This is a genomic window from Magnetovibrio sp. PR-2, assembly GCF_036689815.1.
Taxonomy (GTDB): Bacteria; Pseudomonadota; Alphaproteobacteria; order Rhodospirillales; family Magnetovibrionaceae; genus Magnetovibrio.
Window position 1 is genome coordinate 393,396 of record NZ_JBAHUR010000002.1, and the last position, 20,587, is coordinate 413,982.

Annotated in this window: 26 protein-coding genes, 1 tRNA gene and 2 pseudogenes; 18 read left to right on the forward strand and 11 right to left on the reverse strand. The window is 51.0% G+C overall.

Going from position 1 to position 20,587, the window contains the following annotated elements:
• Positions 1-174: 174 nt before the first annotated feature.
• On the reverse strand, positions 175-585 hold the full coding sequence (locus V5T82_RS04420) for a ribbon-helix-helix domain-containing protein (protein WP_332894383.1): 411 nt from the start codon (positions 583-585) through the stop codon (positions 175-177).
• 75 nt (positions 586-660) lie between these two features.
• Between V5T82_RS04420 and V5T82_RS04425 the strand changes: the two are divergent.
• The 18 genes and pseudogenes from V5T82_RS04425 to V5T82_RS04510 form a co-directional block, all read left to right on the forward strand.
• Positions 661-1,164 (forward strand): annotated as a pseudogene (locus V5T82_RS04425) (YeeE/YedE thiosulfate transporter family protein); the annotation flags it as partial.
• Positions 1,165-1,167: 3 nt separating this feature from the next.
• A complete protein-coding gene (locus V5T82_RS04430; protein WP_332894384.1) occupies positions 1,168-1,824 on the forward strand; it encodes a YeeE/YedE thiosulfate transporter family protein in 657 nt (218 codons plus the stop codon).
• Between the two features lie 34 nt (positions 1,825-1,858).
• Entirely contained in the window at positions 1,859-2,164 is a 306-nt protein-coding gene (locus V5T82_RS04435) for a sulfurtransferase TusA family protein (protein WP_332894385.1), read from the forward strand.
• A gap of 17 nt (positions 2,165-2,181) precedes the next feature.
• On the forward strand, positions 2,182-2,385 hold the full coding sequence (locus V5T82_RS04440; protein ID WP_332894386.1) for a hypothetical protein: 204 nt from the start codon (positions 2,182-2,184) through the stop codon (positions 2,383-2,385).
• A gap of 123 nt (positions 2,386-2,508) precedes the next feature.
• The gene (locus tag V5T82_RS04445; protein ID WP_332894387.1) at positions 2,509-2,772 is read left to right on the forward strand and encodes a hypothetical protein; all 264 of its coding nucleotides are present in this window, start codon (positions 2,509-2,511) and stop codon (positions 2,770-2,772) included.
• A gap of 5 nt (positions 2,773-2,777) precedes the next feature.
• The gene (locus V5T82_RS04450) at positions 2,778-3,254 is read left to right on the forward strand and encodes a hypothetical protein (RefSeq protein ID WP_332894388.1); all 477 of its coding nucleotides are present in this window, start codon (positions 2,778-2,780) and stop codon (positions 3,252-3,254) included.
• Between the two features lie 11 nt (positions 3,255-3,265).
• Complete coding sequence (locus V5T82_RS04455) at positions 3,266-3,556, forward strand: hypothetical protein (protein ID WP_332894389.1); 291 nt, start codon at positions 3,266-3,268, stop codon at positions 3,554-3,556.
• Positions 3,557-3,567: 11 nt separating this feature from the next.
• Positions 3,568-3,846 carry a hypothetical protein gene (locus V5T82_RS04460; RefSeq protein ID WP_332894390.1) on the forward strand — a complete coding sequence of 93 codons (279 nt, stop codon included), beginning with the start codon at positions 3,568-3,570 and terminating at the stop codon, positions 3,844-3,846.
• Between the two features lie 31 nt (positions 3,847-3,877).
• Entirely contained in the window at positions 3,878-4,066 is a 189-nt protein-coding gene (locus V5T82_RS04465) for a hypothetical protein (protein WP_332894391.1), read from the forward strand.
• Between the two features lie 44 nt (positions 4,067-4,110).
• Positions 4,111-5,055: a sulfurtransferase gene (locus tag V5T82_RS04470; protein ID WP_332894392.1), complete on the forward strand. Its 945-nt coding sequence runs from the start codon at positions 4,111-4,113 to the stop codon at positions 5,053-5,055.
• Positions 5,056-5,089: 34 nt separating this feature from the next.
• Positions 5,090-5,773, forward strand: coding sequence for a hypothetical protein (locus tag V5T82_RS04475; RefSeq protein ID WP_332894393.1), 684 nt, complete (start codon positions 5,090-5,092; stop codon positions 5,771-5,773).
• Between the two features lie 3 nt (positions 5,774-5,776).
• A pseudogene (locus V5T82_RS04480) lies at positions 5,777-6,214 on the forward strand (integrase core domain-containing protein); the annotation flags it as partial.
• A gap of 101 nt (positions 6,215-6,315) precedes the next feature.
• Positions 6,316-7,107: a hypothetical protein gene (locus V5T82_RS04485; protein WP_332894394.1), complete on the forward strand. Its 792-nt coding sequence runs from the start codon at positions 6,316-6,318 to the stop codon at positions 7,105-7,107.
• A gap of 357 nt (positions 7,108-7,464) precedes the next feature.
• On the forward strand, positions 7,465-8,403 hold the full coding sequence (locus V5T82_RS04490; protein ID WP_332894395.1) for a site-specific integrase: 939 nt from the start codon (positions 7,465-7,467) through the stop codon (positions 8,401-8,403).
• A gap of 323 nt (positions 8,404-8,726) precedes the next feature.
• Positions 8,727-9,254: a helix-turn-helix domain-containing protein gene (locus tag V5T82_RS04495; RefSeq protein ID WP_332894396.1), complete on the forward strand. Its 528-nt coding sequence runs from the start codon at positions 8,727-8,729 to the stop codon at positions 9,252-9,254.
• Between the two features lie 95 nt (positions 9,255-9,349).
• Positions 9,350-11,104, forward strand: a complete 1,755-nt coding sequence (locus V5T82_RS04500; protein WP_332894397.1) for an AAA family ATPase — start codon at positions 9,350-9,352, stop codon at positions 11,102-11,104.
• A gap of 12 nt (positions 11,105-11,116) precedes the next feature.
• Complete coding sequence (locus tag V5T82_RS04505; RefSeq protein WP_332894398.1) at positions 11,117-11,422, forward strand: hypothetical protein; 306 nt, start codon at positions 11,117-11,119, stop codon at positions 11,420-11,422.
• 48 nt (positions 11,423-11,470) lie between these two features.
• Entirely contained in the window at positions 11,471-11,770 is a 300-nt protein-coding gene (locus V5T82_RS04510) for a hypothetical protein (protein WP_332894399.1), read from the forward strand.
• Between the two features lie 103 nt (positions 11,771-11,873).
• Here the strand turns inward: V5T82_RS04510 and V5T82_RS04515 are convergent.
• From V5T82_RS04515 to V5T82_RS04560, 10 genes are all read right to left on the reverse strand, one after another.
• A tRNA-Lys gene (locus V5T82_RS04515) sits at positions 11,874-11,949 on the reverse strand.
• A 141-nt stretch (positions 11,950-12,090) separates the two neighbouring features.
• Positions 12,091-12,603: a pantetheine-phosphate adenylyltransferase gene (gene coaD, locus V5T82_RS04520; RefSeq protein ID WP_332894400.1), complete on the reverse strand. Its 513-nt coding sequence runs from the start codon at positions 12,601-12,603 to the stop codon at positions 12,091-12,093.
• 13 nt (positions 12,604-12,616) lie between these two features.
• Entirely contained in the window at positions 12,617-15,421 is a 2,805-nt protein-coding gene (gyrA, locus tag V5T82_RS04525) for a DNA gyrase subunit A (protein WP_332894401.1), read from the reverse strand.
• Positions 15,422-16,101: 680 nt separating this feature from the next.
• Positions 16,102-16,257, reverse strand: a complete 156-nt coding sequence (locus V5T82_RS04530) for a hypothetical protein (protein ID WP_332894402.1) — start codon at positions 16,255-16,257, stop codon at positions 16,102-16,104.
• A 214-nt stretch (positions 16,258-16,471) separates the two neighbouring features.
• Positions 16,472-16,981, reverse strand: a complete 510-nt coding sequence (locus tag V5T82_RS04535) for a single-stranded DNA-binding protein (RefSeq protein ID WP_332894403.1) — start codon at positions 16,979-16,981, stop codon at positions 16,472-16,474.
• A 97-nt stretch (positions 16,982-17,078) separates the two neighbouring features.
• Positions 17,079-17,495 (reverse strand): response regulator, encoded by a 417-nt coding sequence (locus V5T82_RS04540; protein WP_332894404.1) that lies wholly within the window; start codon positions 17,493-17,495, stop codon positions 17,079-17,081.
• A 97-nt stretch (positions 17,496-17,592) separates the two neighbouring features.
• A complete protein-coding gene (locus V5T82_RS04545; protein WP_332894405.1) occupies positions 17,593-18,024 on the reverse strand; it encodes a DUF1489 family protein in 432 nt (143 codons plus the stop codon).
• A gap of 13 nt (positions 18,025-18,037) precedes the next feature.
• Positions 18,038-18,718, reverse strand: a complete 681-nt coding sequence (locus V5T82_RS04550) for an SDR family oxidoreductase (protein ID WP_332894406.1) — start codon at positions 18,716-18,718, stop codon at positions 18,038-18,040.
• 12 nt (positions 18,719-18,730) lie between these two features.
• Positions 18,731-20,200, reverse strand: coding sequence for a magnesium transporter (gene mgtE, locus V5T82_RS04555; protein WP_332894407.1), 1,470 nt, complete (start codon positions 20,198-20,200; stop codon positions 18,731-18,733).
• Positions 20,201-20,280: 80 nt separating this feature from the next.
• Positions 20,281-20,508 carry a hypothetical protein gene (locus V5T82_RS04560; protein WP_332894408.1) on the reverse strand — a complete coding sequence of 76 codons (228 nt, stop codon included), beginning with the start codon at positions 20,506-20,508 and terminating at the stop codon, positions 20,281-20,283.
• Positions 20,509-20,587: the final 79 nt, after the last annotated feature.

A 20,587-nucleotide genomic window follows, 5' to 3' on the forward strand; every position in this document is an offset into this window, starting at 1 on the left:
TCAAGGGACATATTAAGCTCATTTCATAACGGAGAAATAATCTGCTGTTGTGACTGATATTCTCTTGCTGTTTGCGAAGGGCGTAATAAGAAATGCAGTGATAGTGGTGGGATATATTGAAAACAGAGCTTCGTTAGAAGCTGCTATATAATCCAACAAGAGCAAAAAGAATATTCATGCATATATATTCATGTACTTCATACAGATGACACGAAGGCACGAAGAAATATTCTTATCGTTGGCAACTAAGCATTGATCATGAATGCGCGTGATCAGCTGTGGAAGCGTTAGCTTCATCTTATCAGCCATATCTTCTAGAACAGTCCAAAAAACTTTTTCAAGACGAACCGTGGTGCTGTGACCATGGATGCGAAACCCGCGCTTTTCTGGAATGAACTCGCTGACTTGATCCGTCGAACAGGCATTAAACATATGCCCTAGAAAATTTTCTGGTTCGATTTCGATAAAGATGGACATTCCAATAAACCTCGATTGTTGTTGTGTTTTTTGTTTTTTTTCAGGCGGAACGGGCCTGATTTGCGACGAAGATGGCATGATTTTTTTGTAGTTTCCAATAATTACCACCAGTTCAAATCCCCATTATCATAGACTGTATCCAACAAAGCGGAAACCGCCAAAAACAACAGTAATGTATCGGGGAGGATACAGTTCATGGATTTTTTTAATAAGACACTTGATCCCATCATCGCTCTGATGGCGATTGCTGTGCTCGATATCTTTTTATTCCTTCTGTTGGGTGCCTGGACCGTTGGTGGTGGCGAAACCATGATGACGGGATTGATCGCCGAAGTTTTTATGGGGGACGAATTGAAACGTCTTCCGTTTTGGAATTTGGTGTTTGAACCTGATGCAGGCTACTGGAAAATCTATATCAGCCTCGGAATGCTGTTTGGAGCGTTTATTGGCGCAAAGTTAAGCAATGAGTTTTATGTACGCTTCCCGCGGCGTGTGTCGGAGTGGGTCATGATCACAATTGGCGGATTGCTCATGGGAATTGGTATCCGCTTAGCATTTGTATGTAACGTCTCAACTTTCTTTGGCTTAACCCCTGAAATGAATCTCGGTGGCTATCTCGCAATTAGCGGCATCGTCGCGGGAGCTTGGGTTGGTTCAAAAATTTATAAAAAAGTGTTGGAGGGTTAAGGTATGTCGGTCATTGGTGAGTGTATCGTCGCGTTTATCTTTGGTACATGTGTTGGCTTGCTGGTTCAACGTTCCCGGTTCTGCAACACGGCTGCCTTGCGCGATGCAATGTTGTTCAGCACATACCGCAATACTAAAGCATTGCTGATGGCAATGATCATGCTGACATTTGGTTTCACCTTGTTCATCACCTTTGGTGAGGGCAAGACCATGCATTTCGACGTTGGCTTTAACACCTTTGCAGGTTTGTTCATCTTTGGCGTTGGCATGGTGCTCGCCGGAGCATGCACCGTATCTACGTGGGTTAAAGCGGGTGAAGGCAACTTTGGAGCTGTCTGGGCCTTGATCTTTACCTTCATTGGGATGTTTTTATTCTCGCTTGTATGGTCAGTAAACTATTGGCCTCCTGCTCCATCTAGTATGACGGGTGAACCTAACCTGGAAGCTTTGCAATTAGGGTATGCAAACGCGGCAACATTGCAGGAAAAATTTGGCATCCCAGCAATTTTTTTCGGCTTAATCCAAATGGGTGTTTTAGCCGTCATCTATCGCGCAATCTTACGTAAAGAAGCCATACAAGCTGGTCATCACAAAGAGGTTGCAAAAGCAAATCAGAAGCACTCGTCCGTTACGGCCACAAGCAGCGCATCCACAGAATAACAATCAGAACGAAGTTCAGAAGGAGAAATTTGTTATGGGTTTGTTTAGTAAAAAACAAAAAGTTGAAGAAGCAAGTTCTACGCATTCCGTCACGCTGTCTGATGGCATCACATACACCGTCGAAAGAGTTGTTGATTGTATCGGGGACAGTTGCCCGCGCCCCCAATTGATGACCAAAAAAACTGTTGGTGAAATTAGTGTTGGGCAGATCATTGAAGTCTTGGTCGATAATCCGTCATCCATGGAAGCCCTGCCGCCGATGTGTGATGAGCTGGATTCAACGCACTTAGAAACCATCAAAGACGCACGTTGTTGGAAAGTCTACATCCAAAAGGATTAAGACCAAGGAGTATTCGAATGTCGAAACTTATCATGAGCATATATGCCGGGGCTGCATTTGCCGTTTCGATTGGTGCAGTTGCTGCGATGTTAATCGCACCTCCGCAAAGCCTACGTTCGGACCGTGACGGCGTGCCGCATTTCACTTCCTTGGTCGAACATCCTGAAACTGGTGATGCTATCAGCATTGGCACACTGATCCGTCATTATCGTGGAGATTAAGGAGTACTTGAGAAATGGATTTTGAAACTATCGTTCAACTTGTTACAGCCATCCTTGCGTTTGGCGTCATGTATATCAGCCTTCTCAAGAACACTTTGTGACGTGAACAATAAGGATCTCATTATGGATAGAAACAGCTTTCTTTTTTGTGTCGGCTCACTTGTCGTTTCTTTGTTGATTGCGATTGTAGCCTTCCCATACGTGTCCATGGATGTCCAGTCTTTGGAAGCGGCGAACACCCCACGTCCTGCACATGAAATGGGAAGTGTCGATGTCGGGAATGGCTTTGGCAAGCTTACGGTCGAAGAGTTGATGGCTTTTTATGTTGAGTCTCCACCTGTTGAAGAAGGAGCATCCGCTCCTGAAATTCGCTTTGGGGGATGTTGAGAGCGATGCCTGCAGTCTCGTCCGTCTTTAGATTTATTTGCACAGCATGCCTTGTTTCGGCTTCGCTTTCTCAAGCGCATGGCTCTGAAGACGTGAATGTCGTCTTTAATCTCACCGATGACAACATGAAAAACGTTTTAGATATTCGAGATATGGATGCTTGTTCGACGGGCTCTCTCCCCCGGGCACGGTGTCTGCCGCTCGACCACTTTAGAGATCCCGCAGGGAACACCATAAACTTCCATGCCTTACGCTGGCTACTCGGTACGGTGGGTTTAAGTGGAGAGGAATCTCTCTTGGTCATCGGCAGCACTGGTGATGAAGCTTTCTTTGTCGGGGCACTTTTGCATCAAGCAGGGCAAAACAGGGTCCAAGTATTTGCCCATCCTTTTCGATCCACGGCGGATGCACCTTCTGGCACGTCCCGCAGCTTCAGCCGTGAGGCTGTTTTCACCGCACCCATGCGTTACACAAAAAACTAAAAGGAAATATCATGGACGTCTTACTGCACCTGACAACACCTGAATCGGTAAAAATTGCATTACCCTTAGGCGTGGCTTTAACGCGCGCAGGTGCTTCATGGGCATGTTTCCTGACCAATGATGGCGTATTGGCGCTCGACAATCCGGACTTTATCGCAGCCAGTGAAAGTGCATCACGCATCGCCGTGTGTGAACGGTCGTGGGACTTATATAATCCAGACCATAAATGTCCGGTGGAGAAAGGAAGCCAAACCACTAACAGCACTTTGATGGCTGAGGCCAGCAAAGTCGTGAGTTTGTAGGGAGCAAGAAAGTGAGTAGCAAAAGTATTCTTGTCATGGGGCGACGCGATCATACTGAAGCGATGCGCGTTGCTGCTGGTTTAACCATTTGTGGCAACGATGTGCGCTTAGTCTTGATGACAGAGCCTGTCGCAGAAACTCAGGAAAATGCAGAGCAAGTGGAACTCTTGGAATTGTCAGATATTACACCGGAGACCACTGTTAAAGAAATGTCAAACGCCCTGGACTTTCTAAATGCAGATGACTTGGGGCAAGTCATTGCTCAAAGCGATTGTGTAATCAGCATCTAAGCCATACGAACAAGACTGAGGAAGTGAAATTATGACCATTTTGGAATTATACACAGGTCTTTTTCCCGACGCTGACACAGTGGCGGCTTCCGTCTCCACGCGCGGAGAACAAGACCACATTATCCATCTGGATATAAATGATCTCAAACTTAGCGACACGAAACGCTGGGATACGGCCGTGACAGCCATTCTTCATGCTGACTTGGTTGTCACATTATAGCGGACTTACCGCAAAACAGAATGCAACCACAAAGGGAGGTGCAAATGTCTAAACAAGGAACAAATCTGGGGAACTGGCTGGGAATGATCTGTGTAACGGTGCTTGCACTCGCAGCAAGCACCGCTCATGCTGCTGAGCCATTGGTCAGTGCCAAATGGTTAGCTGCAAACATGGACAAGGTTGTCGTCTTGGATGTACAAGCCAAGGACAAAGACTTTCTAAGCAAAGGCCATATTCCAAGCGCTGTTTTGGTGCCATGGAAACAAGTGCGCGGTAAGGCTAAAGAAGGTGGTGTAGATCTGATTAAAATGTTACCGAGCAAAGCAAGCTTTACACGTCTCATGAAAGTGTCCGGTGTGAATAACGATAGTCACGTTGTTATCACAACCAGCGGCTCAAACTCTAGTGACGTGTTTTTGGGAACACGTTTATATTGGCAACTGAAATACTATGGTCATGATGAAGTTTCCATGTTGGACGGTGGCAACGCTGCCTGGGCGCTATCCAAGCAGGCTTTGAGCAAGTCTGCTGAAGCCAAGCCCCAACCCGGAAACTTTACAGCGCGTGCAGAACGCAAAGAGCTTTTGACGACCACTGCAGACATCCAATCTCTGGTGAACCAAAAGTCTCGCAATCTGATTGATGCCCGCACCCTAGACTATCACCTGGGTCTCGAGCAGAAAAAGAAATACGTTTTTGATGCAGGGCATATCCCCGGCTCGAAAATCGTGCCGCACGATGTCTTGTTGACACATGGTAAGGCCGCTAAATTCCGTTCTGCAGAACAGCTCAAAGGAACACTCACGGCCATGGGTGTTGACCTCAAGTCTGATAACGTAACTTACTGTAATAGCGGACACCTTGGCAGTGGGCTCTGGTTCGTACTGCACGAACTCAGCGGGAACAAAAGTGCTAAACTGTACGATGGTTCGATGCATGCCTGGACCAAAGGCAACACCCGTCCCGTCACAACTTTTGCTTTGAACTGACAGACTAAACAGTGATGGATCGCAACACAGCCCAATGAAAAAAAGAACTTTAAATAGAAGGGCTTTGATTTCGACCGCGGTGTTCAAAAGCATCGCGGTCGCTTTCGTTTTGTTGATGAGCACTCACCTTTCAATTTCCTATGCAGACGAAGGTGTTGATAAGCACCCAACGCTGGCTGCTGAATTGTTAATTGTACGAAGTGATCTTGATCGTCTGTCTCTCCATAGCCAGCTTCCTCAGCGCCATGCTCAAGGCCTCCGCGATCGGGTCAAAGGCGGTCTTGGTGTACTGCCATGGCTATTAGAACAAGCGGGAGATTTTCAAGGGGCGAAGAAGCTGCGTGCATATAAAGCATCTTCAACGCATCGGTCAGGAGCAATGATTAAACTCTTAGACATGTTAATTGAGTCCCATCCGCTAAACACTCAACGTTATTATCCACGACACCTTACGATGCGCCAATATAGAGAGGCCCGCCTAATTCATGATTCTTATTGTGCGGGTTGTCATGATAATGCAGGCCAAGGGGATAAGAGCACATTGTTACCTGCGCGAGATTTGAAACTTATGGCACTTGAGGCGAGCCCTCGTATTTTTCTTGCGCGTCTGATCAACGGGGTAAAAGGGGATCATACAATTTTATTCGAAAATCCGCTAACAGTTGATCAAGTGAGTTCATTGTGGTGGCTTTATAGCCAGGAGAACAATGAAGAATAATGATTTATCACCGATGATCTGCCCACACTCACGGTCATAGATACGTTCTCGCGATATGCTCCCGTGCTTGATCCTCGGCTCAGCTATCGCGGCGAACATGTCGTGCAAAATTCTCGAACGGGTATGTTGGAAAATCGGGTATCCGAAAACCATCCGGGTTGACCAGGGCTCGGAGTTTATCTCACATGACCTAGACTTATGGGCTCACCAAGGTGACGTGATACTCGACTTCAGTCGGCCCGGAAAACTGACGGATAATGCCTTCATCGAGGGTTTCAATAGGCGCTTCCGGAAAGAATGTCTGAACGCGCATTGGTTCCTAAGTCTTGACGATGCCCGCCAAAAGCTAGAGGATTAGCGTAGAGGCTACAACGAAATTCGACTACATAGCACGGCAACAACACGCCGATATCCCTGCAAAACAGCTCTGGGCCAACAGCCCAACATGAGCCTCAACACCCGGAAACCTCCGGTCGGGTGGTCCAACAACGAGGAGTGCTTCAGCGCCACTATCCTATCCAGATAACCGGGACCCCTTCAACTTGCAACTCACGTTTGATAATATTTCAACTTATTTATCCAATACCATCACGCTTGCCTCTCAACAGGGATGGCGTGATGCGCTCTGGGCAGCTTTTTGGGATGGAAATTTTGAACAGCCAGAAACAGATCTGCACACAGAGGACGACAACGACTTTGTCTGTGCAAACCAGAACCTGCCAGATGACCCAACACACAGCACACTCATGCCCCGGAACCGATTCTTAACGCTTGAATTGTTTGTTTTGAAAGGTTGGCTTCCCAGAATATTACAAGAAGACGTGAAATGGAGCCCAGACATTGCACCTGATAATGATCGCATTACTGATTGTTATATAAAACTGGCCAAAACAGATATTTCATCCTGCCCCAAAGCTGCTATCGCGTATTTTCTGAAAATGTCCATCACACGGCAGAAATTGGCCCTGTGGCTACAATTTAAACACCTTCCCATTCCCGATGATTTGCAATGCGACATACCTCAACCCGACCAAAATCCCAAGTGTGAGACACCTGCCCCAGCCCTAACCCCCGATGATCAAATCAAGCCTGAACAGGTTGGCCCACCTGGCCCTTCTAAAAGAAACATGACAAGTATTTTAGAAAAACTATGCGAGCGTATTGATAATGGAACAGTCATTCGCGGTAACTGTTCAGATGAAGCACTTTGGCTAAAAGCTTGGGCGGATGAAAACTTGGGTGAAGGAACCCGAGCTCTTGGTACAATACGCAATGCCATCTCACACACCTACAATGAACAGAATCTGAATAAACCCAAGAAAACAAAGCATTAAACGGCCTGCATGAATTGCTGCATAACGTTTTCCTGTTATTGCACAAAAATTCATTTTTTAATGCAAATGTAACCTGACAGCCTACCTGCACATTCACACGACACCAGTCGGTATGGAGCAGAAAGTTGAAATCAGGACCTCCTCAGACAGTAAATGTAAACAACCGCATGGTTACGGTGTACGCCTTCTTTTGTCAGCCAACTACTATGCGTACGTCCACCTCGGAAATATTGATCATTTGGTCTGATCACGGTCTTTCAGGGCTTACTGCTCCTCAATTTGGTATCTGCATCGTTGTGGCTCGTGGTGTTACCCCAAGCACAAAATTTGTAGAAGTAACGTAGGGAGTACAGGTCAATGAAACAGAAAACGCAACACGCTTATTGGATCCGGGCAGCCCAATTGATCCACCAATGCTCAAAGGACTTGAGTCTGCCAAAAGATCAGAACGCATCCCCAATTACGGTTGCTAATTGGCTCGTTCATAAACGTCCCAAGATTTCCAAAAACACGTGGCGGCACTACAAGGCTGCTTTGATGTATGCACTGCCAATTCAATATGAGATTGAAGGCGAAATCGCTGCCGATCTGTTAGCTGAGGAGAGCCAAACAGGAGCAATGAAAAAGGGGCAGACAACGTCTGCCCTGAAAGCAAAATATCTGCCCCCAGACGATTTGCAAAAAATCTTGATCTGGCTTTCAAAACAGAAATCCAGTTATGCACGCCCCCTCACACTTTTCCTTCTGGCCTCAATCTTGACTGGCCTCCGTCCGGGAGAATGGCAAAATGCGGTTCTTGTCAAAGCAAAAAGGCGTAAACACCCATATGAAATCCGGCTTTGCGTCCGAAATGCCAAAACGAATAGGAATCGTGGACGGGGGATTTTTCGTTTTGTCATTCTTAATGATTTTGCCCCTCTTCCATTGGCATTTATCGAAGAATTGCACGAATGGAAATTCCAAAAGTTGAGGGAAGAAAAGACAAAGTGGTCATCAATCCAAGCCTCACTCGCACGCCTTTTGAGCGAGGCAAATTCGGCATTGTGGCCGAAAAGAAAGCACCATTACACTCTCTATAGCTGCCGTCATCAAGCAGCCGCAAATTTCAAGCAGATGTTTGTGAAAGATGAGGTTGCCGCAATTATGGGACACAAGTCACTTGAAACGGCAGGCAGCCACTATGGCAAAGCACGCAAAGGGCAAACAGACCTCTTACCAAACCTTCCTCTCAGCTACCCTATCCCCCCACAGCGATTGAAAAAGGTCAAAGCCATGTCAGCCGCCACCTTCTCCTAAAACTGGGAACGATCATCGAAATAAACAACGCCTAAAATAACATCAGGTGTTTAGCAGTAAATTGCCTTTACCGAAGCGATCTACGAAACCTTGACACGCCCCAGAATGCTTTGTGCCTGTAAAGACAACTCTTCCGTATAAGTCCCATGACAACCCAAATTCAGAACTATCAAGGCAGCCCCAAAAGGAGAAAAACTTAATGAGCAAACCTTGTGCGACCATGCCTTAGTGCGTGCTTCGTATACACAATATCCACAAGAATTTTGACAAATGGGCACTTGCTATTATACACTATAGGTGTACCAATAAGCAGGATTAAGAAAATGGCACCCAATAAGGTTGAAAAATTACGCAAAGCACGTGCTTGGACGAGGAAAGTCTTGGCCGATAAAGTTGGCATATCACACAGCATGATGACAAAAATTGAGCGTGGTGAGCGCCGTCTCCACGAAGATCAGGTGCGCGATTTTGCAAAAATTTTTGGTGTAAGCGCTGGTGAAGTCGTTGAAGGAGTAGAAGAACTACAACGTGTCCCCATTATTTATGTATCCGAACTACCTGCCATTGCTTATGGCGCCGAGCGCCCGGATCATGCGGAAACTTTGCCTATAAAATCAGAAAATAAGGATCTGATAGCCATCCGTTACGATGCTGATTTTGGCGTTGAAGTATCAGTTGGTAAAACCAAAGTGCCGGAAGCAGCAGTTGTCGTTGCCAACCCGAAAACACGAGAGGGTGAGGGATTGTTTTTTGCCACGCGCGGGACATCAATAGCGATAGTCACAGACAAAGACCTGACGAGAAAAACAAAGCCTTTAGCAAAGATCACTCATTTTATTACGGAACTCTGACATGACCTACCTCTTTGCAACCAAAACTATATGAACGCACTCCCGCTTTGAGCGGGTGATCGCGCTTGTTTAAGTTTTGAATGTGGAGGTGTGTTATGGATACTGTTCTTTGGGGTCCGGAAAAAATTGCTAAACATGTTGTCTCTGGTCTGCTGAAAATGCCTGCGGATGTGGGGGTATCGCTTTTTATCGCGATGCATTCACCAGCCCAACGGGTCTTCGGTCAGAGTGCTTATACCCCCTCTTCCCTGCGAATTGTTGTCAAAAATCTTGAAGCAAAATACAAAGATGTCACCGAATTAAACCCAGAAGATGTGCGCTGGTATTCGCTGATCGCGCAGGCTGCCGAAGAAGGCTTGATTGAGGTCGCCTGTCGGTTTCTTGCGGCGGCGCGTTCCCATCAAAAATATCTGCCGCGCGCCGAAAAGGCTTATGTTGCAGCTACAATTGAGGAAATCTGGTCATGTATGGCTGGGACGACGGATGATGACTCGATCCGGAAACTCTCAAGCACGATCTGTCTCCTTCGGGCAAAGTTGGACGGCACCGATAATCACGAAAACATCAGGAAGGCGTTTGACACCGACCTGTCACCTGAGGATGTCGAGCTTATCAATAAATCCCTCAAGCAACTCAAAAAAGACGAAGACGAATGGGGCCTATCTGCATGCGGAATCGACAATCTTGATGACGGTCTCCCGGAAGACGCGAGAATCTTTGCGGGTCTGCAGGAAATCGTATTCCAAGAATGTGGTCTCCGGATTTTTTATCATCTCGTCGGTCAGACTTTCCGGCTCCATGACCTGCCTGCAGCACACCTTTTAAAGCGCGCGGTCGACGCATGTCTCGAAGCCGAAAAGCCCGCTATGGATACAAGTACATCTTACGCGTATATCCTTGAGACGCTTGGTAATAAGCCTGCCGCTCAGCGAGCCGTCCCCGTGACAGACGTCCCCGCAGATCACGTGATCGTTGCGCCTCGGCTCGGGCAGGCCGCCACTTATGGGGATCGTCGTCTATCAATCAAAAATCACGAGCATCTCAGCAAACCGCTGAAGTTGATGCCGTCGGCTGTGTCACCTGACGAGCTGCGTGAATTGTTGACAAAGGAATTCCCATGGATGTCCGCGCCAATCGATCTGATTTGTAGGGATATGGGTCTGCGGGAAAGTTATGGCCAGCGAGAGTTTTCGCTTCCGCCGATGCTCATCTGGGGTCGTCCGGGCACGGGTAAGACACGTTTTGTCCAGAGGCTCGCGAAGCATATTGGCCTGCCCTCAGATATGATTTCGTTGGCGGGCGCGGCTGATGACCGCGCGCTCAGGGGCACAGGCGCGGGGTATTCCACAGCCAATCCCAGCTATCCGACACTTAAAATCTCGGAGACCAAATGTCCGAATCCAGTCTTGATTTTTGATGAGGTGGACAAATCCAAAGCTGGCGGTTGGAATGGCGATCCCATCCAAACTTTATTGATGTGGACCGAGCGGGAGAATGCGAAAGCCTTTTTTGACGATTGCCTTTTGACATCAATTAAGCTGAGTTTTGTCAACTTTTTTGCCACCGCGAACGAAATTAAAGATTTACCGATGCCGTTTTTGTCGCGCTTTCGCGTCATCGAGACGCCCGCGCCGGAGCCAGAGCATGTGCGCGCGATCATTGGTGGGGTGAGGGCAGATTTTGCTGAAGAGGTAGGTGTGGACCCCCGCTTTATCCCGGAACTTGAAGAGGCAGAGCTGATGTATCTGGAAGACATTTTTGCAAAGCACGCAAACGTCAGATCGGTGATCCGCATGACGCAAAAACTTTTGGATCGGCGCGAACGCATTCAGCGCGAGATGCCGCACTAAGGGAGGTGTGAGATGTCATATGTAGATCGAGCAATCACGGAGGCCTATATCGGCTGTCAGGACCCACTCATGGGCCTTCACGGACGTCCTGAGGACGTTGGGCCCGCCGATGGACAGCCGTTGTATGTAGGTGATATCCCGGGCTTTCTGGCGCAGGCGAAGCTGTCCATGCAGTATTGGCCAACCGCCGAAAATTTGATTTGGTGGCAGGATCGGTTGTCCGAGCAAAGCTTCGGCGGGAATCCTGCGTTTTTTAACAAGGTGATGATCGGTTCGGCGCTCCGGATCATTGCGATGAATATCAGAGAAATGAGGTGATTCCGAACACTTTCCATTTTGGAAAGTGTTGTAGATGGGGAGACATTGATGGACAAAATTTTTGACCATACCGCCATCCATGCGGCAGCTAAATATTCAGCCGGCCGCATGGATAGGCGGGCCGCCATGACAGCGTGCGGGATCGACAGATATAACGATTTTCTCGATTTGTTATATCTGTGCGGGGTGCACCGTCCAAGGTTGCCAGATGATGTAACGAACGAGATGGCGAGGACATTTAAGAAAATTTTTGAAGAATCCGAAAATCAAGAAATCACACAGATCGGCGGGATCACCATCATTGACCGCGATGAAATTCGAAAGGGAAAAAAGGATGACAACCTATGATTCGCCTGTGCAAACTTTGCACACATTCTTGCACAGTTAGATTTTCGTAAGGTTTCCGGGAAAGATAAAACCCAGCAACCTATTGAGATTGCTGGGTTTTAATTGGTACGCGCTGTAGGATTCGAACCTACGACCTACTGATTAAAAGTCAGTTGCTCTACCAACTGAGCTAAGCGCGCTCATGATAACTCTTGCGTATTACAGGCCATAAATGGCGTGTTGTGGGGCGGAACATACGGGCGCGCGGCGTTTCGGTCAACCCCTTGTGACACTATTCTGAACATTTTTTTTAAAGGCTTCAGAATAAACGGCTTTTCGCCCTATTCCTGGGCCAATTGATGTTCCAAACGCGCCGCAACCGCGTCGGATACAAAGTGGCGCACATCACCGCCCAAACGCCCGATTTCTTTGACGAATCTGGACGAGATGAACTGATTCTTGTCCGACGCCATTAAAAACACCGTCTCCACATTCGGATCCAGACGAGAGTTCATACCCGCCATTTGAAATTCGTACTCAAAGTCCGAAACAGCGCGAAGCCCGCGCACAATCACACTGGCGCCAACGTCCGAGACGAACTCCACCAACAAATTGTCAAACGGGCGAACTTCGACCTTGTCGCTCAGCCCGGCGGCTTTAAGCTCGGCCTCAACCATCTCGACCCGCTCGTCCAGCGTAAACATCGGGCCTTTCCCGGCATTGACAGCCACGGCGACGATCAGCTTATCAACAATGTGCGAGGCACGTGTCACGATGTCCATGTGACCGTTGGTGGGCGGATCGAAGGTGCCGGGGTATACGCCGACGCGCACTTCGCAAGGGGTATCAGACATGGGGAGGTCTCCGTTATTCGCCCGGCTCTTCGGTTTCGCTTGACGTTTTAGGGTCTTCGGGCTGTTGAGCACCATCTTCGCCGTCTTGGACATTGGCATGAGTATTGGCATCGTCTTCGTCGTCGTCAACGTCCGTCAAACGGGTCACCGACACCACGTGCTCTTCTTCCGCCGTTTTAAATAGCGTCACCCCTTGGGTGTTGCGGCCCGCAATGCGGATGTCCACCACCGTGGTCCGGATCAATTGGCCACCGTCGGAGACCATCACCAACTGATCGTCTTGCTCCACCGGGAAAGACGCCACGACCGTGCCGTTGCGTTTGTTGGTTTCAATATTTGTGATGCCCTGCCCGCCCCGGCCCGCAATGCGGTATTCGTAAGCAGAGGTGCGCTTGCCATAGCCGTTTTGCGTTACGGTCAAGATGAAGTCTTCCAACGCTTCCATTTCGGCGAAGCGTTCTTCGCTTAAGCCCAGCTGGGTTGGGTCGGTGATCAGCTCATCACCGTTTTCACCCTCACCGTTCGCCGCGCGCCGACGTGCACTTTGGACTTTCAGATAATTGTCGCGTTCTTCCGTGTCGAAGTCCACGTGACGCACGATGGACATGGTCATGACTTCGTCGTCACCTTTAAGCCGCATGCCGCGCACACCTGTCGACGCCCGCGACGCAAACACACGCACACCTTCAACCGGGAAGCGGATGCACTTGCCGTTTTTGGCGGCCAGCAACACGTCGTCTTGCTCTGTACAGACCTGCACGCCGACCAACACGTCGTCTTCGTCCAGCTTCATGGCGATTTTGCCGTTGGCCATAACGTTGGTGAAGTCAGAGAGCGCGTTGCGTCGAGCATTACCCGACGCGGTCGCGAACATCACGAACATATCGCCCCAGGTTTCTTCGTCTTCGGGCAACGGCATCATGGTGGTGATGGTTTCGCCCTGATCTAAGGGCAGCAAGTTCACCATAGCCTGACCGCGCGCGGTCGGAGAGCCCAGCGGGAGCTTGTAGACCTTGAGCTTGTAGACCATACCCTTGTTTGAGAAGAACAGCACCGGTGTGTGCGTATTCACCACAAAGACCTGAGAAACGAAATCTTCGTCCCGCGTACTCATGCCCGAACGGCCCTTGCCGCCGCGGCGTTGCGCACGATAGGTCGACAACGGTACACGTTTGATGTAGCCCGTGTTGGACACGGTGACGACCATGTCTTCGCGCTGGATCAAGTCTTCGATGTCGTGTTCGAACTCGGCTTCTTCCAAGGACGTGCGACGGTCATTGGCAAACTGATCGCGCATCTCTTCCAGCTCTTCACGCAAGATTTCATATAAGCGATCACGCGAACCGAGGATCAGCAGCAATTCTTTGATCTCTTCGCCCAGTCCCGTCAGGTCTTCGGCGATCTTGTCGCGTTCCAACCCGGTTAAGCGGTGCAGGCGCAGCTCTAAGATGGCGCGGGCTTGCGCTTCGGACAGTTTATAATTGCCCTCTTCCGATACCAAACGCCCGGGCTCGTCAATGAGTTCGATCAACGGCTTCACGTCCAGAGCAGGCCAGTCGCGCGCCATCAATTCTGCACGTGCAACCTGCGGATTGGGGGCGGAGCGGATCAGCTTGATCACTTCGTCGATGTTGGCAACCGCAATGGCCAAGCCCACCAACAGGTGTGCCTTGTCGCGGGCTTTGCCCAACAAGAAAATCGTGCGACGGCGAATAACCTCTTCGCGAAATTCAACAAAGGCCTGAAGGATTTCCTTCAAGTTCATTTGCTGCGGACGGCCTTTGTTCAAGGCCAGCATATTGACGCCAAAGCTGGTTTGCAGCGGCGTGAACTTAAACAGCTGGTTCAAGACCACTTCGGCCATGGCGTCGCGTTTGATTTCGACCACCACGCGCACACCGTGACGATCGGATTCGTCACGAATGTCGGAAATGCCTTCGATCTTCTTGTCGCGCACACATTCGGCCATGATCTCGACCATGCGGGCTTTGTTGACCTGATAGGGCACTTCGGTGATGACGATGGCTTCGCGGTTTTTGGGGCGTTCTTCGATTTCCGTGCGCCCACGCATGACGATGGAACCACGCCCGGTGTGAAAGGCCTTGTGAATGCCTTGTTTGCCCATGATCAGACCGCCGGTGGGGAAGTCTGGCGCTTTGACGTATTCCATCAAGCCGTCAATGGTAATGGCCGGATCATCGATCACAGCCATGCAGCCGTCCAACACTTCGCCCAGGTTATGGGGTGGGATATTGGTCGCCATACCCACCGCAATACCGCCCGCGCCGTTCACCAACAGGTTGGGAAAACGTGCCGGAAGAACGGTCGGTTCGCGTTGGCTGTCGTCGTAGTTGGGTTGAAAATCGACGGTGTCTTTGTCAATGTCGTCGATCAAGGCATGGGCGGATTTCGCCATACGCGCTTCGGTGTAACGCATGGCCGCCGCGCGGTCACCGTCCATAGAGCCGAAGTTACCCTGGCCGTCCACCAAAGGCAGGCGGAGCGAGAAATCCTGCGCCATCCGCACCATAGCGTCATAAATGGCGCTGTCACCGTGCGGGTGATACTTACCCATGACGTCACCGACGATACGTGCCGATTTTTTGTAAGGCTTGTTGGCGTCGTAACCGCCTTCGTTCATGGCGTGCACGATGCGCCTGTGAACCGGTTTCAGGCCGTCGCGCACATCGGGCAAAGCACGGCTCACGATCACACTCATAGCGTAATCGAGATACGAGCTTTTCATTTCGTCTTCGATGGCGACGGACGAGAATCCCTCTTCAGGCGAAGCGGGCGGTGTAGTTGATTCGGACGTCAAAGGAATTTCCCTGTCAAATCAGTGACTTATGATACATTTAAAGCGGCCCGTCCAGACCGCCTTTTGAGGGATAAATCTAGCATTTCGGGGGGGCTAAAACAAGCTTATGTGACGTTTTTGCAACTGGGGAAAATGTACGCTTTTCAAGCGCTTCGTCCATCTGGAAATTGCGCGTTGCAAAGCTCACACAGAAGGCGAAGCGCTCATGGAGGAGTTGGAATACCAGTGTTGCTGCCCCCCCCCTCGATTAATCACGATTAACCGCCTTTGCTTGCCCAACTTGGCGCAAATCTAAAACAGCTCTTTGGCTCGGTCATAGAGTGGCTGAGGCAGCATACCGTAGGAAAATGAGCCCGTCTTACTTTTGGGCGCAAGATCGAATCCCGGCCATAAAAAGATGTTCGCTTCGTTGCATACAATCTAACATGGCTCGTGATCAAGCCCAGCCAAACCAGCCTCTTCGGCTGAAACCTCTAAGGCAACCGAGGGGTCACTTGGGGGAGAATGCGTGATGGGCAAAACGACGACTTTGGGCGTGGCTGGAGAATTGCCCGCAGTCTTAACAACAACGGCTGTCGGACGATGCTTACGTCCCTCTTCCTGCCCCGCCATGGCTTCGTCACGCCAAAGTTAACTATGGTGTATGACCTCGCCGTTTTTCGGCGGCTGCGATAAATCCATTATTTACCGTATTCGGCCACTTCGATTTCGGCTGCAAGCTCGTCTGATACTTCATGGGCGAAGACGGGTTGTGGACGCAAGGCTTCTTCCATGGCTTTAAACCGGTCTGCACGGACCAAAACATAGGCTTCACGATTGTGCTTTGTAACGGTCACAGGCGAAACCATCGCCTTGTCTAAAAAACAAGCCAATATTGCGTTGAAACTCGGTTGATGAAACGGTCGTCATCAGAGAACCCCTTAAAAGAAATCCATAATATATGAGTTGTACGTATTATACAGAAAACTCAAGTCCAGCCCCATTTTGTCAACAAAAACGCAAGCCAAATGGCTTGCGTTTCATGAGATTGAAAGAGACGGCTATGCTCTTCTAGAACGGAATTTCGTCGTCTAGGTCGCCGCCCGGGGCCGGACCAGAGCCACCGCCCGATCCGCCGCCAAAGCTGTCGCCGCCGCCGCTGGAGCCGCCCTCGAAGCCGCCGCCGCCACCGGAACCACCGCCAAAGCCGCCGCCGCCAGAACCGCCGTCCCGGCCGTCCAGCATGGTCAGCGTGGAGTTGAAGCCTTGCAGCACCACTTCGGTGGTGTACTTATCCTGGCCGCTTTGGTCTTGCCACTTGCGGGTTTGCAAAGCGCCTTCGATGTAAACCTTGGAGCCTTTGCGCAGGTATTGCTCAGCAATGTTGGCGAGGCCTTCGGAGAAAATCACCACGCGGTGCCATTCGGTGCGCTCGCGGCGCTCGCCCGTGTTGCGGTCCTTCCAGGTGTCCGACGTCGCGATGGACATGTTGACGATTTTTTTGTTGTCCTGGGTATGGCGCACTTCGGGATCGCGTCCCAGATTGCCGACCAAAATCACCTTGTTCACACTGCCTGCCATGGTCTCCCCACGAGTTGTCTAATTGTCGAATCAGTTGGCGTAAGCCTACACGCAAAGCGGAGCCTATCGCTAGCACTTTCACTGTGGGTAAGTGCCCCTAACAGGGGCCGTCCGTATCTTCCAGGACGCAGACGATGCGGTTCAAAAGCGACTGGGGCGATATGGGTTTGCCCAAAAAGCCGTTCACGCCCGCATCACGGGCTTCGATTTGCAGACTGGTTTCGGTGTAGCCCGTCACCATGACGATGGGAACGTTCGCATATTGGCAATCGAGCTGGCGGATTTGACGCACACACTCAACGCCGTCCATGCCGTCCATCTTCCAGTCCAAAATCACCAAATCGATGGGTGTTGCAGGCTCGCCGCTTAGATATTCCAAGGCTTCTAGGCCGTCTTGTGCCTCTTCCAGCCGGGTCACGCCGAGGGCTTTCAAAATAGACGTGATCAACGTGCGAAAATGCACGTTGTCCTCAACAATCAAAATGTTGAGCGTCGTAACGTCTACCGAAGACATGAAAGCCCCTCTAAAGCCTTTTCCCCCACACGACTTTCGCCGTGTTTCACTGAGTATGCAGCATATCGATTTTAATTTAGGGCTTAAAGGCTTTATTTTAAAGCAAGCCCAGCGCTTCTAAGTCGCGGGCCAGATCTTGGGGCAACTCTGCATTGTCGGCCCCTTGGGCGTCGGACGGGGCCTTGGCGGGTTCTAAGTAACGCCACCCCTGAAACGCCCGGTGGGCCCGGCCTTGGGTGGGGACCAGCTGCGGGTCCAACACAATGGCGCAACGGCTCACGCCTTCTTCGTCGGTATAGCCTTCAAACCCAACCAATTCCTGGCGCACACGCACAACCCCTTTGATCACCCAATAGATCGAGCCCCCGTCCAAAAGCTTGGATTGGCGGCGCGGCGTCATACGGGTGTAGTGGCGCGGATTGGGCGACAAACCCTGAGCCTTCGACTGGGCGATTCGGTTTTGCTGCAGTTCGGCCAAGTGGTCGACGTCTTCGACACCAACGGCCAGTTTGATCATGTGGATGGTCACGAAAGGCTCTCAATCACCAAGGAATCTCGGCACCATCATAATTGAAAAAGCGCCCGTTGTGCCCAGCTGTCGCACCGTCAATCACACCACGCATGCCGCGCACGCTTTCGGGGGCATCGATCAAGCCGTTGGGCCCGCCCATATCGGTGCGCACCCAGCCTGGGTGTAGGATGACACTGGTGATGCCTTGATCCGCAAAATCGTGAGCCGCGGATTTCATCACCGCGTTCACCCCGGCCTTTGACGAGCGATAGATGTAGCTGCCGCCGGACGAGTTGTCCGCCATGGAGCCCATTTTGGAACTGAGCGTCGCAATCCGTTTGAGCCCGCTTTGTGCCACATGGGGCGCAAAGCACTGCACCACGCGCATCGGGGCCAAAACATTGGTGCGCAGAACCGCTTCCCAAGCGTCATAATCCAGCGCGTCCAGACTGTAACCCTTGGGCCCATAAACGCCTGCGTTGGAAATCAAAACGTCAATGGCCGTGCCCGACAAATCGGCCGCGAGCTGTTCCACTGCGTCAAAATCGTTCACATCAAGCTTATAAACCGTCACGCCATCAATGGCGTTGAGTTCCGCCGCCAGCTCCGGCTGACGACAGGTGGCGAGGACGCTCCAGCCGTCCTCTGCGTATTGGCGGACGAACTCCAGGCCCAAACCGCGGTTGGCTCCGGTTATGAGAACGTTGGGCATATTCCCCTCCCCTTACAGCAAGAACATCGCACCAAGGCCCAAAAAGACCAAGAAGCCGACGACGTCTGTCACGGTGGTCAAAAAGACACTAGACGCCACCGCCGGATCGATCCCGTGGCGATCCAGCGCGATGGGAATGATCGCCCCAAACAGGCCTGCGACAATCATGTTCACGATCATAGCGAGCCCGATGACAAGACCGATTTCGGGCGAGGAGAACCAGCCCCAGGCCACAGCGCCCATCAACACGGCAAAAACCACCCCGTTGATGACACCGACCAATATCTCTTTGCCGATTTGGCGCATGGCGTTGGTGGGGGTCAGTTCTTTGGTCGCCAGTGCACGCACGGCAACGGTCAAAGTCTGCGTGCCCGCATTGCCGCCCATGCTGGCCACGATGGGCATCAGAACCGCCAGCGCCACCACCTGTTCGATGGTGCCTTGGAAAAAGCCGATCACGACAGACGCCATGATGGCGGTGAGCAAGTTCACGAACAGCCATGAAAAGCGCTGTTTGGTGGTGTCCAGTGTAGCGGAATACAAATCGTCTTCACGCACACCACCCAAGGCCAAGATATCTTCTTCGGCTTCTTCGTCGATGATGTCGACCACGTCGTCAATGGTGATGATGCCGACCAAGCGGCCTTCGTCCCCCACCACAGGTGCGGACACCAAGTCGCGTTGACGGAACAGGAAGGCGACTTCTTCTTGGTCCATGTCGACCGGAATCAGCTTCATCTTTTCGTGCATAATCTCGCCCACTTTGACCGGGCGCTTGCTTTGCAAAAGGGTCGAAAGCGGAACGCTGCCGACGGGTCTGTGACGCGGATCGACGATGATGATGTCGTAAAAGACGTTGGGCGTTTCCCATTCTTCCTGATCCGCAATCTCGCGCAGGAAATCGATGGTTTCACCCACCGACCAAAATTGCGGCACGGTCATGACTTCGCGCTGCATCAAACGCCCAGCGGTTTCGTCTTCGAACGACAGGCCTTCTTCGATCAAGGTGCGATCTGCGGGCGAGATGGCGTCGAGCACATGTTCTTGCTCGTGATCTTCCAGCTCATCGATAATCTCGACCGCGTCATCGGTATCGAGTTCCGAAACCATTTCGGCCACAGCGTCCAAGCCGACGATGTCCACCACTTCGTCGCGAACGGTTTCGTCCAGCTCGGTAAACACATCGGGGTCGAGAACATCGTGCGTGGCATCCAACAGCTGGCGGCGCTGTTCGGGGTGCAAGCGTTCGATCAAGTCGGCGGCGTCGGCAAAGTGCAGCGTGGCGACGCGTGTGCGCAAACTCATCTCATCGCCAGCTTCCAACGCTTCGATGATGCCCCCCACGGCGTCTTCGTGCAGACCGTCGTAGGTCTCGCTGGGCTCAATGTCTTTGGGCAGAGTTAAGGGCTGGCCGCTGGCATCCACAAGCGGGATATCCACGGGCTCTTTTTCGTTTTTATCGTTTGGTATCAGATCGCTCATCACGACCTCCGCCCCTAAGGATTCCGGCTCGCCCCCAACCTAAACAATTCCCCGTCGGCCCGCAACTGACAGCTCTGAGATTAAGCACCATCGCCGCTGGAGATCACAAGAAAGGAGAACAGCACATATAACGCCAGCATCGCCATGGCGATACGCTCAGCCAGCTTCTCCGCCTTTTTGGCCCCCAATTTGGGCTCAGCAATTTTGCGCACCCCCTCCAACATCACAAGGATTCCGACGACAGGGCCAATGATCCACAGCCACTTTTCAAGGCCAGTTGATTGGTCGATAGATTCAAATAGGGTCATGGAAAGTCTCGGGTGATGGTTTGAAGGGGTTTGCAGATCATGTATTTGGCGAGCTTAGGGCCAAGCCCCTAAAACTCAA

What these genes read in the sequence shown, in the direction of transcription:
- V5T82_RS04430 (WP_332894384.1), top strand. Translation starts at nt 1,168, where the DNA reads ATGTCGGTCATTGGTGAGTGTATCGTCGCGTTTATCTTTGGTACATGT.
- V5T82_RS04435 (WP_332894385.1), top strand. Translation starts at nt 1,859, where the DNA reads ATGGGTTTGTTTAGTAAAAAACAAAAAGTTGAAGAAGCAAGTTCTACG.
- V5T82_RS04440 (WP_332894386.1), top strand. Translation starts at nt 2,182, where the DNA reads ATGTCGAAACTTATCATGAGCATATATGCCGGGGCTGCATTTGCCGTT.
- V5T82_RS04445 (WP_332894387.1), top strand. Translation starts at nt 2,509, where the DNA reads ATGGATAGAAACAGCTTTCTTTTTTGTGTCGGCTCACTTGTCGTTTCT.
- V5T82_RS04450 (WP_332894388.1), top strand. Translation starts at nt 2,778, where the DNA reads ATGCCTGCAGTCTCGTCCGTCTTTAGATTTATTTGCACAGCATGCCTT.
- V5T82_RS04455 (WP_332894389.1), top strand. Translation starts at nt 3,266, where the DNA reads ATGGACGTCTTACTGCACCTGACAACACCTGAATCGGTAAAAATTGCA.
- V5T82_RS04465 (WP_332894391.1), top strand. Translation starts at nt 3,878, where the DNA reads ATGACCATTTTGGAATTATACACAGGTCTTTTTCCCGACGCTGACACA.
- V5T82_RS04470 (WP_332894392.1), top strand. Translation starts at nt 4,111, where the DNA reads ATGTCTAAACAAGGAACAAATCTGGGGAACTGGCTGGGAATGATCTGT.
- V5T82_RS04475 (WP_332894393.1), top strand. Translation starts at nt 5,090, where the DNA reads ATGAAAAAAAGAACTTTAAATAGAAGGGCTTTGATTTCGACCGCGGTG.
- V5T82_RS04490 (WP_332894395.1), top strand. Translation starts at nt 7,465, where the DNA reads ATGAAACAGAAAACGCAACACGCTTATTGGATCCGGGCAGCCCAATTG.
- V5T82_RS04495 (WP_332894396.1), top strand. Translation starts at nt 8,727, where the DNA reads ATGGCACCCAATAAGGTTGAAAAATTACGCAAAGCACGTGCTTGGACG.
- V5T82_RS04500 (WP_332894397.1), top strand. Translation starts at nt 9,350, where the DNA reads ATGGATACTGTTCTTTGGGGTCCGGAAAAAATTGCTAAACATGTTGTC.
- V5T82_RS04505 (WP_332894398.1), top strand. Translation starts at nt 11,117, where the DNA reads ATGTCATATGTAGATCGAGCAATCACGGAGGCCTATATCGGCTGTCAG.
- V5T82_RS04510 (WP_332894399.1), top strand. Translation starts at nt 11,471, where the DNA reads ATGGACAAAATTTTTGACCATACCGCCATCCATGCGGCAGCTAAATAT.
- coaD (WP_332894400.1), bottom strand. Translation starts at nt 12,603, where the DNA reads ATGTCTGATACCCCTTGCGAAGTGCGCGTCGGCGTATACCCCGGCACC.
- V5T82_RS04535 (WP_332894403.1), bottom strand. Translation starts at nt 16,981, where the DNA reads ATGGCAGGCAGTGTGAACAAGGTGATTTTGGTCGGCAATCTGGGACGC.
- V5T82_RS04540 (WP_332894404.1), bottom strand. Translation starts at nt 17,495, where the DNA reads ATGTCTTCGGTAGACGTTACGACGCTCAACATTTTGATTGTTGAGGAC.
- V5T82_RS04550 (WP_332894406.1), bottom strand. Translation starts at nt 18,718, where the DNA reads ATGCCCAACGTTCTCATAACCGGAGCCAACCGCGGTTTGGGCCTGGAG.
- mgtE (WP_332894407.1), bottom strand. Translation starts at nt 20,200, where the DNA reads ATGAGCGATCTGATACCAAACGATAAAAACGAAAAAGAGCCCGTGGAT.
- V5T82_RS04560 (WP_332894408.1), bottom strand. Translation starts at nt 20,508, where the DNA reads ATGACCCTATTTGAATCTATCGACCAATCAACTGGCCTTGAAAAGTGG.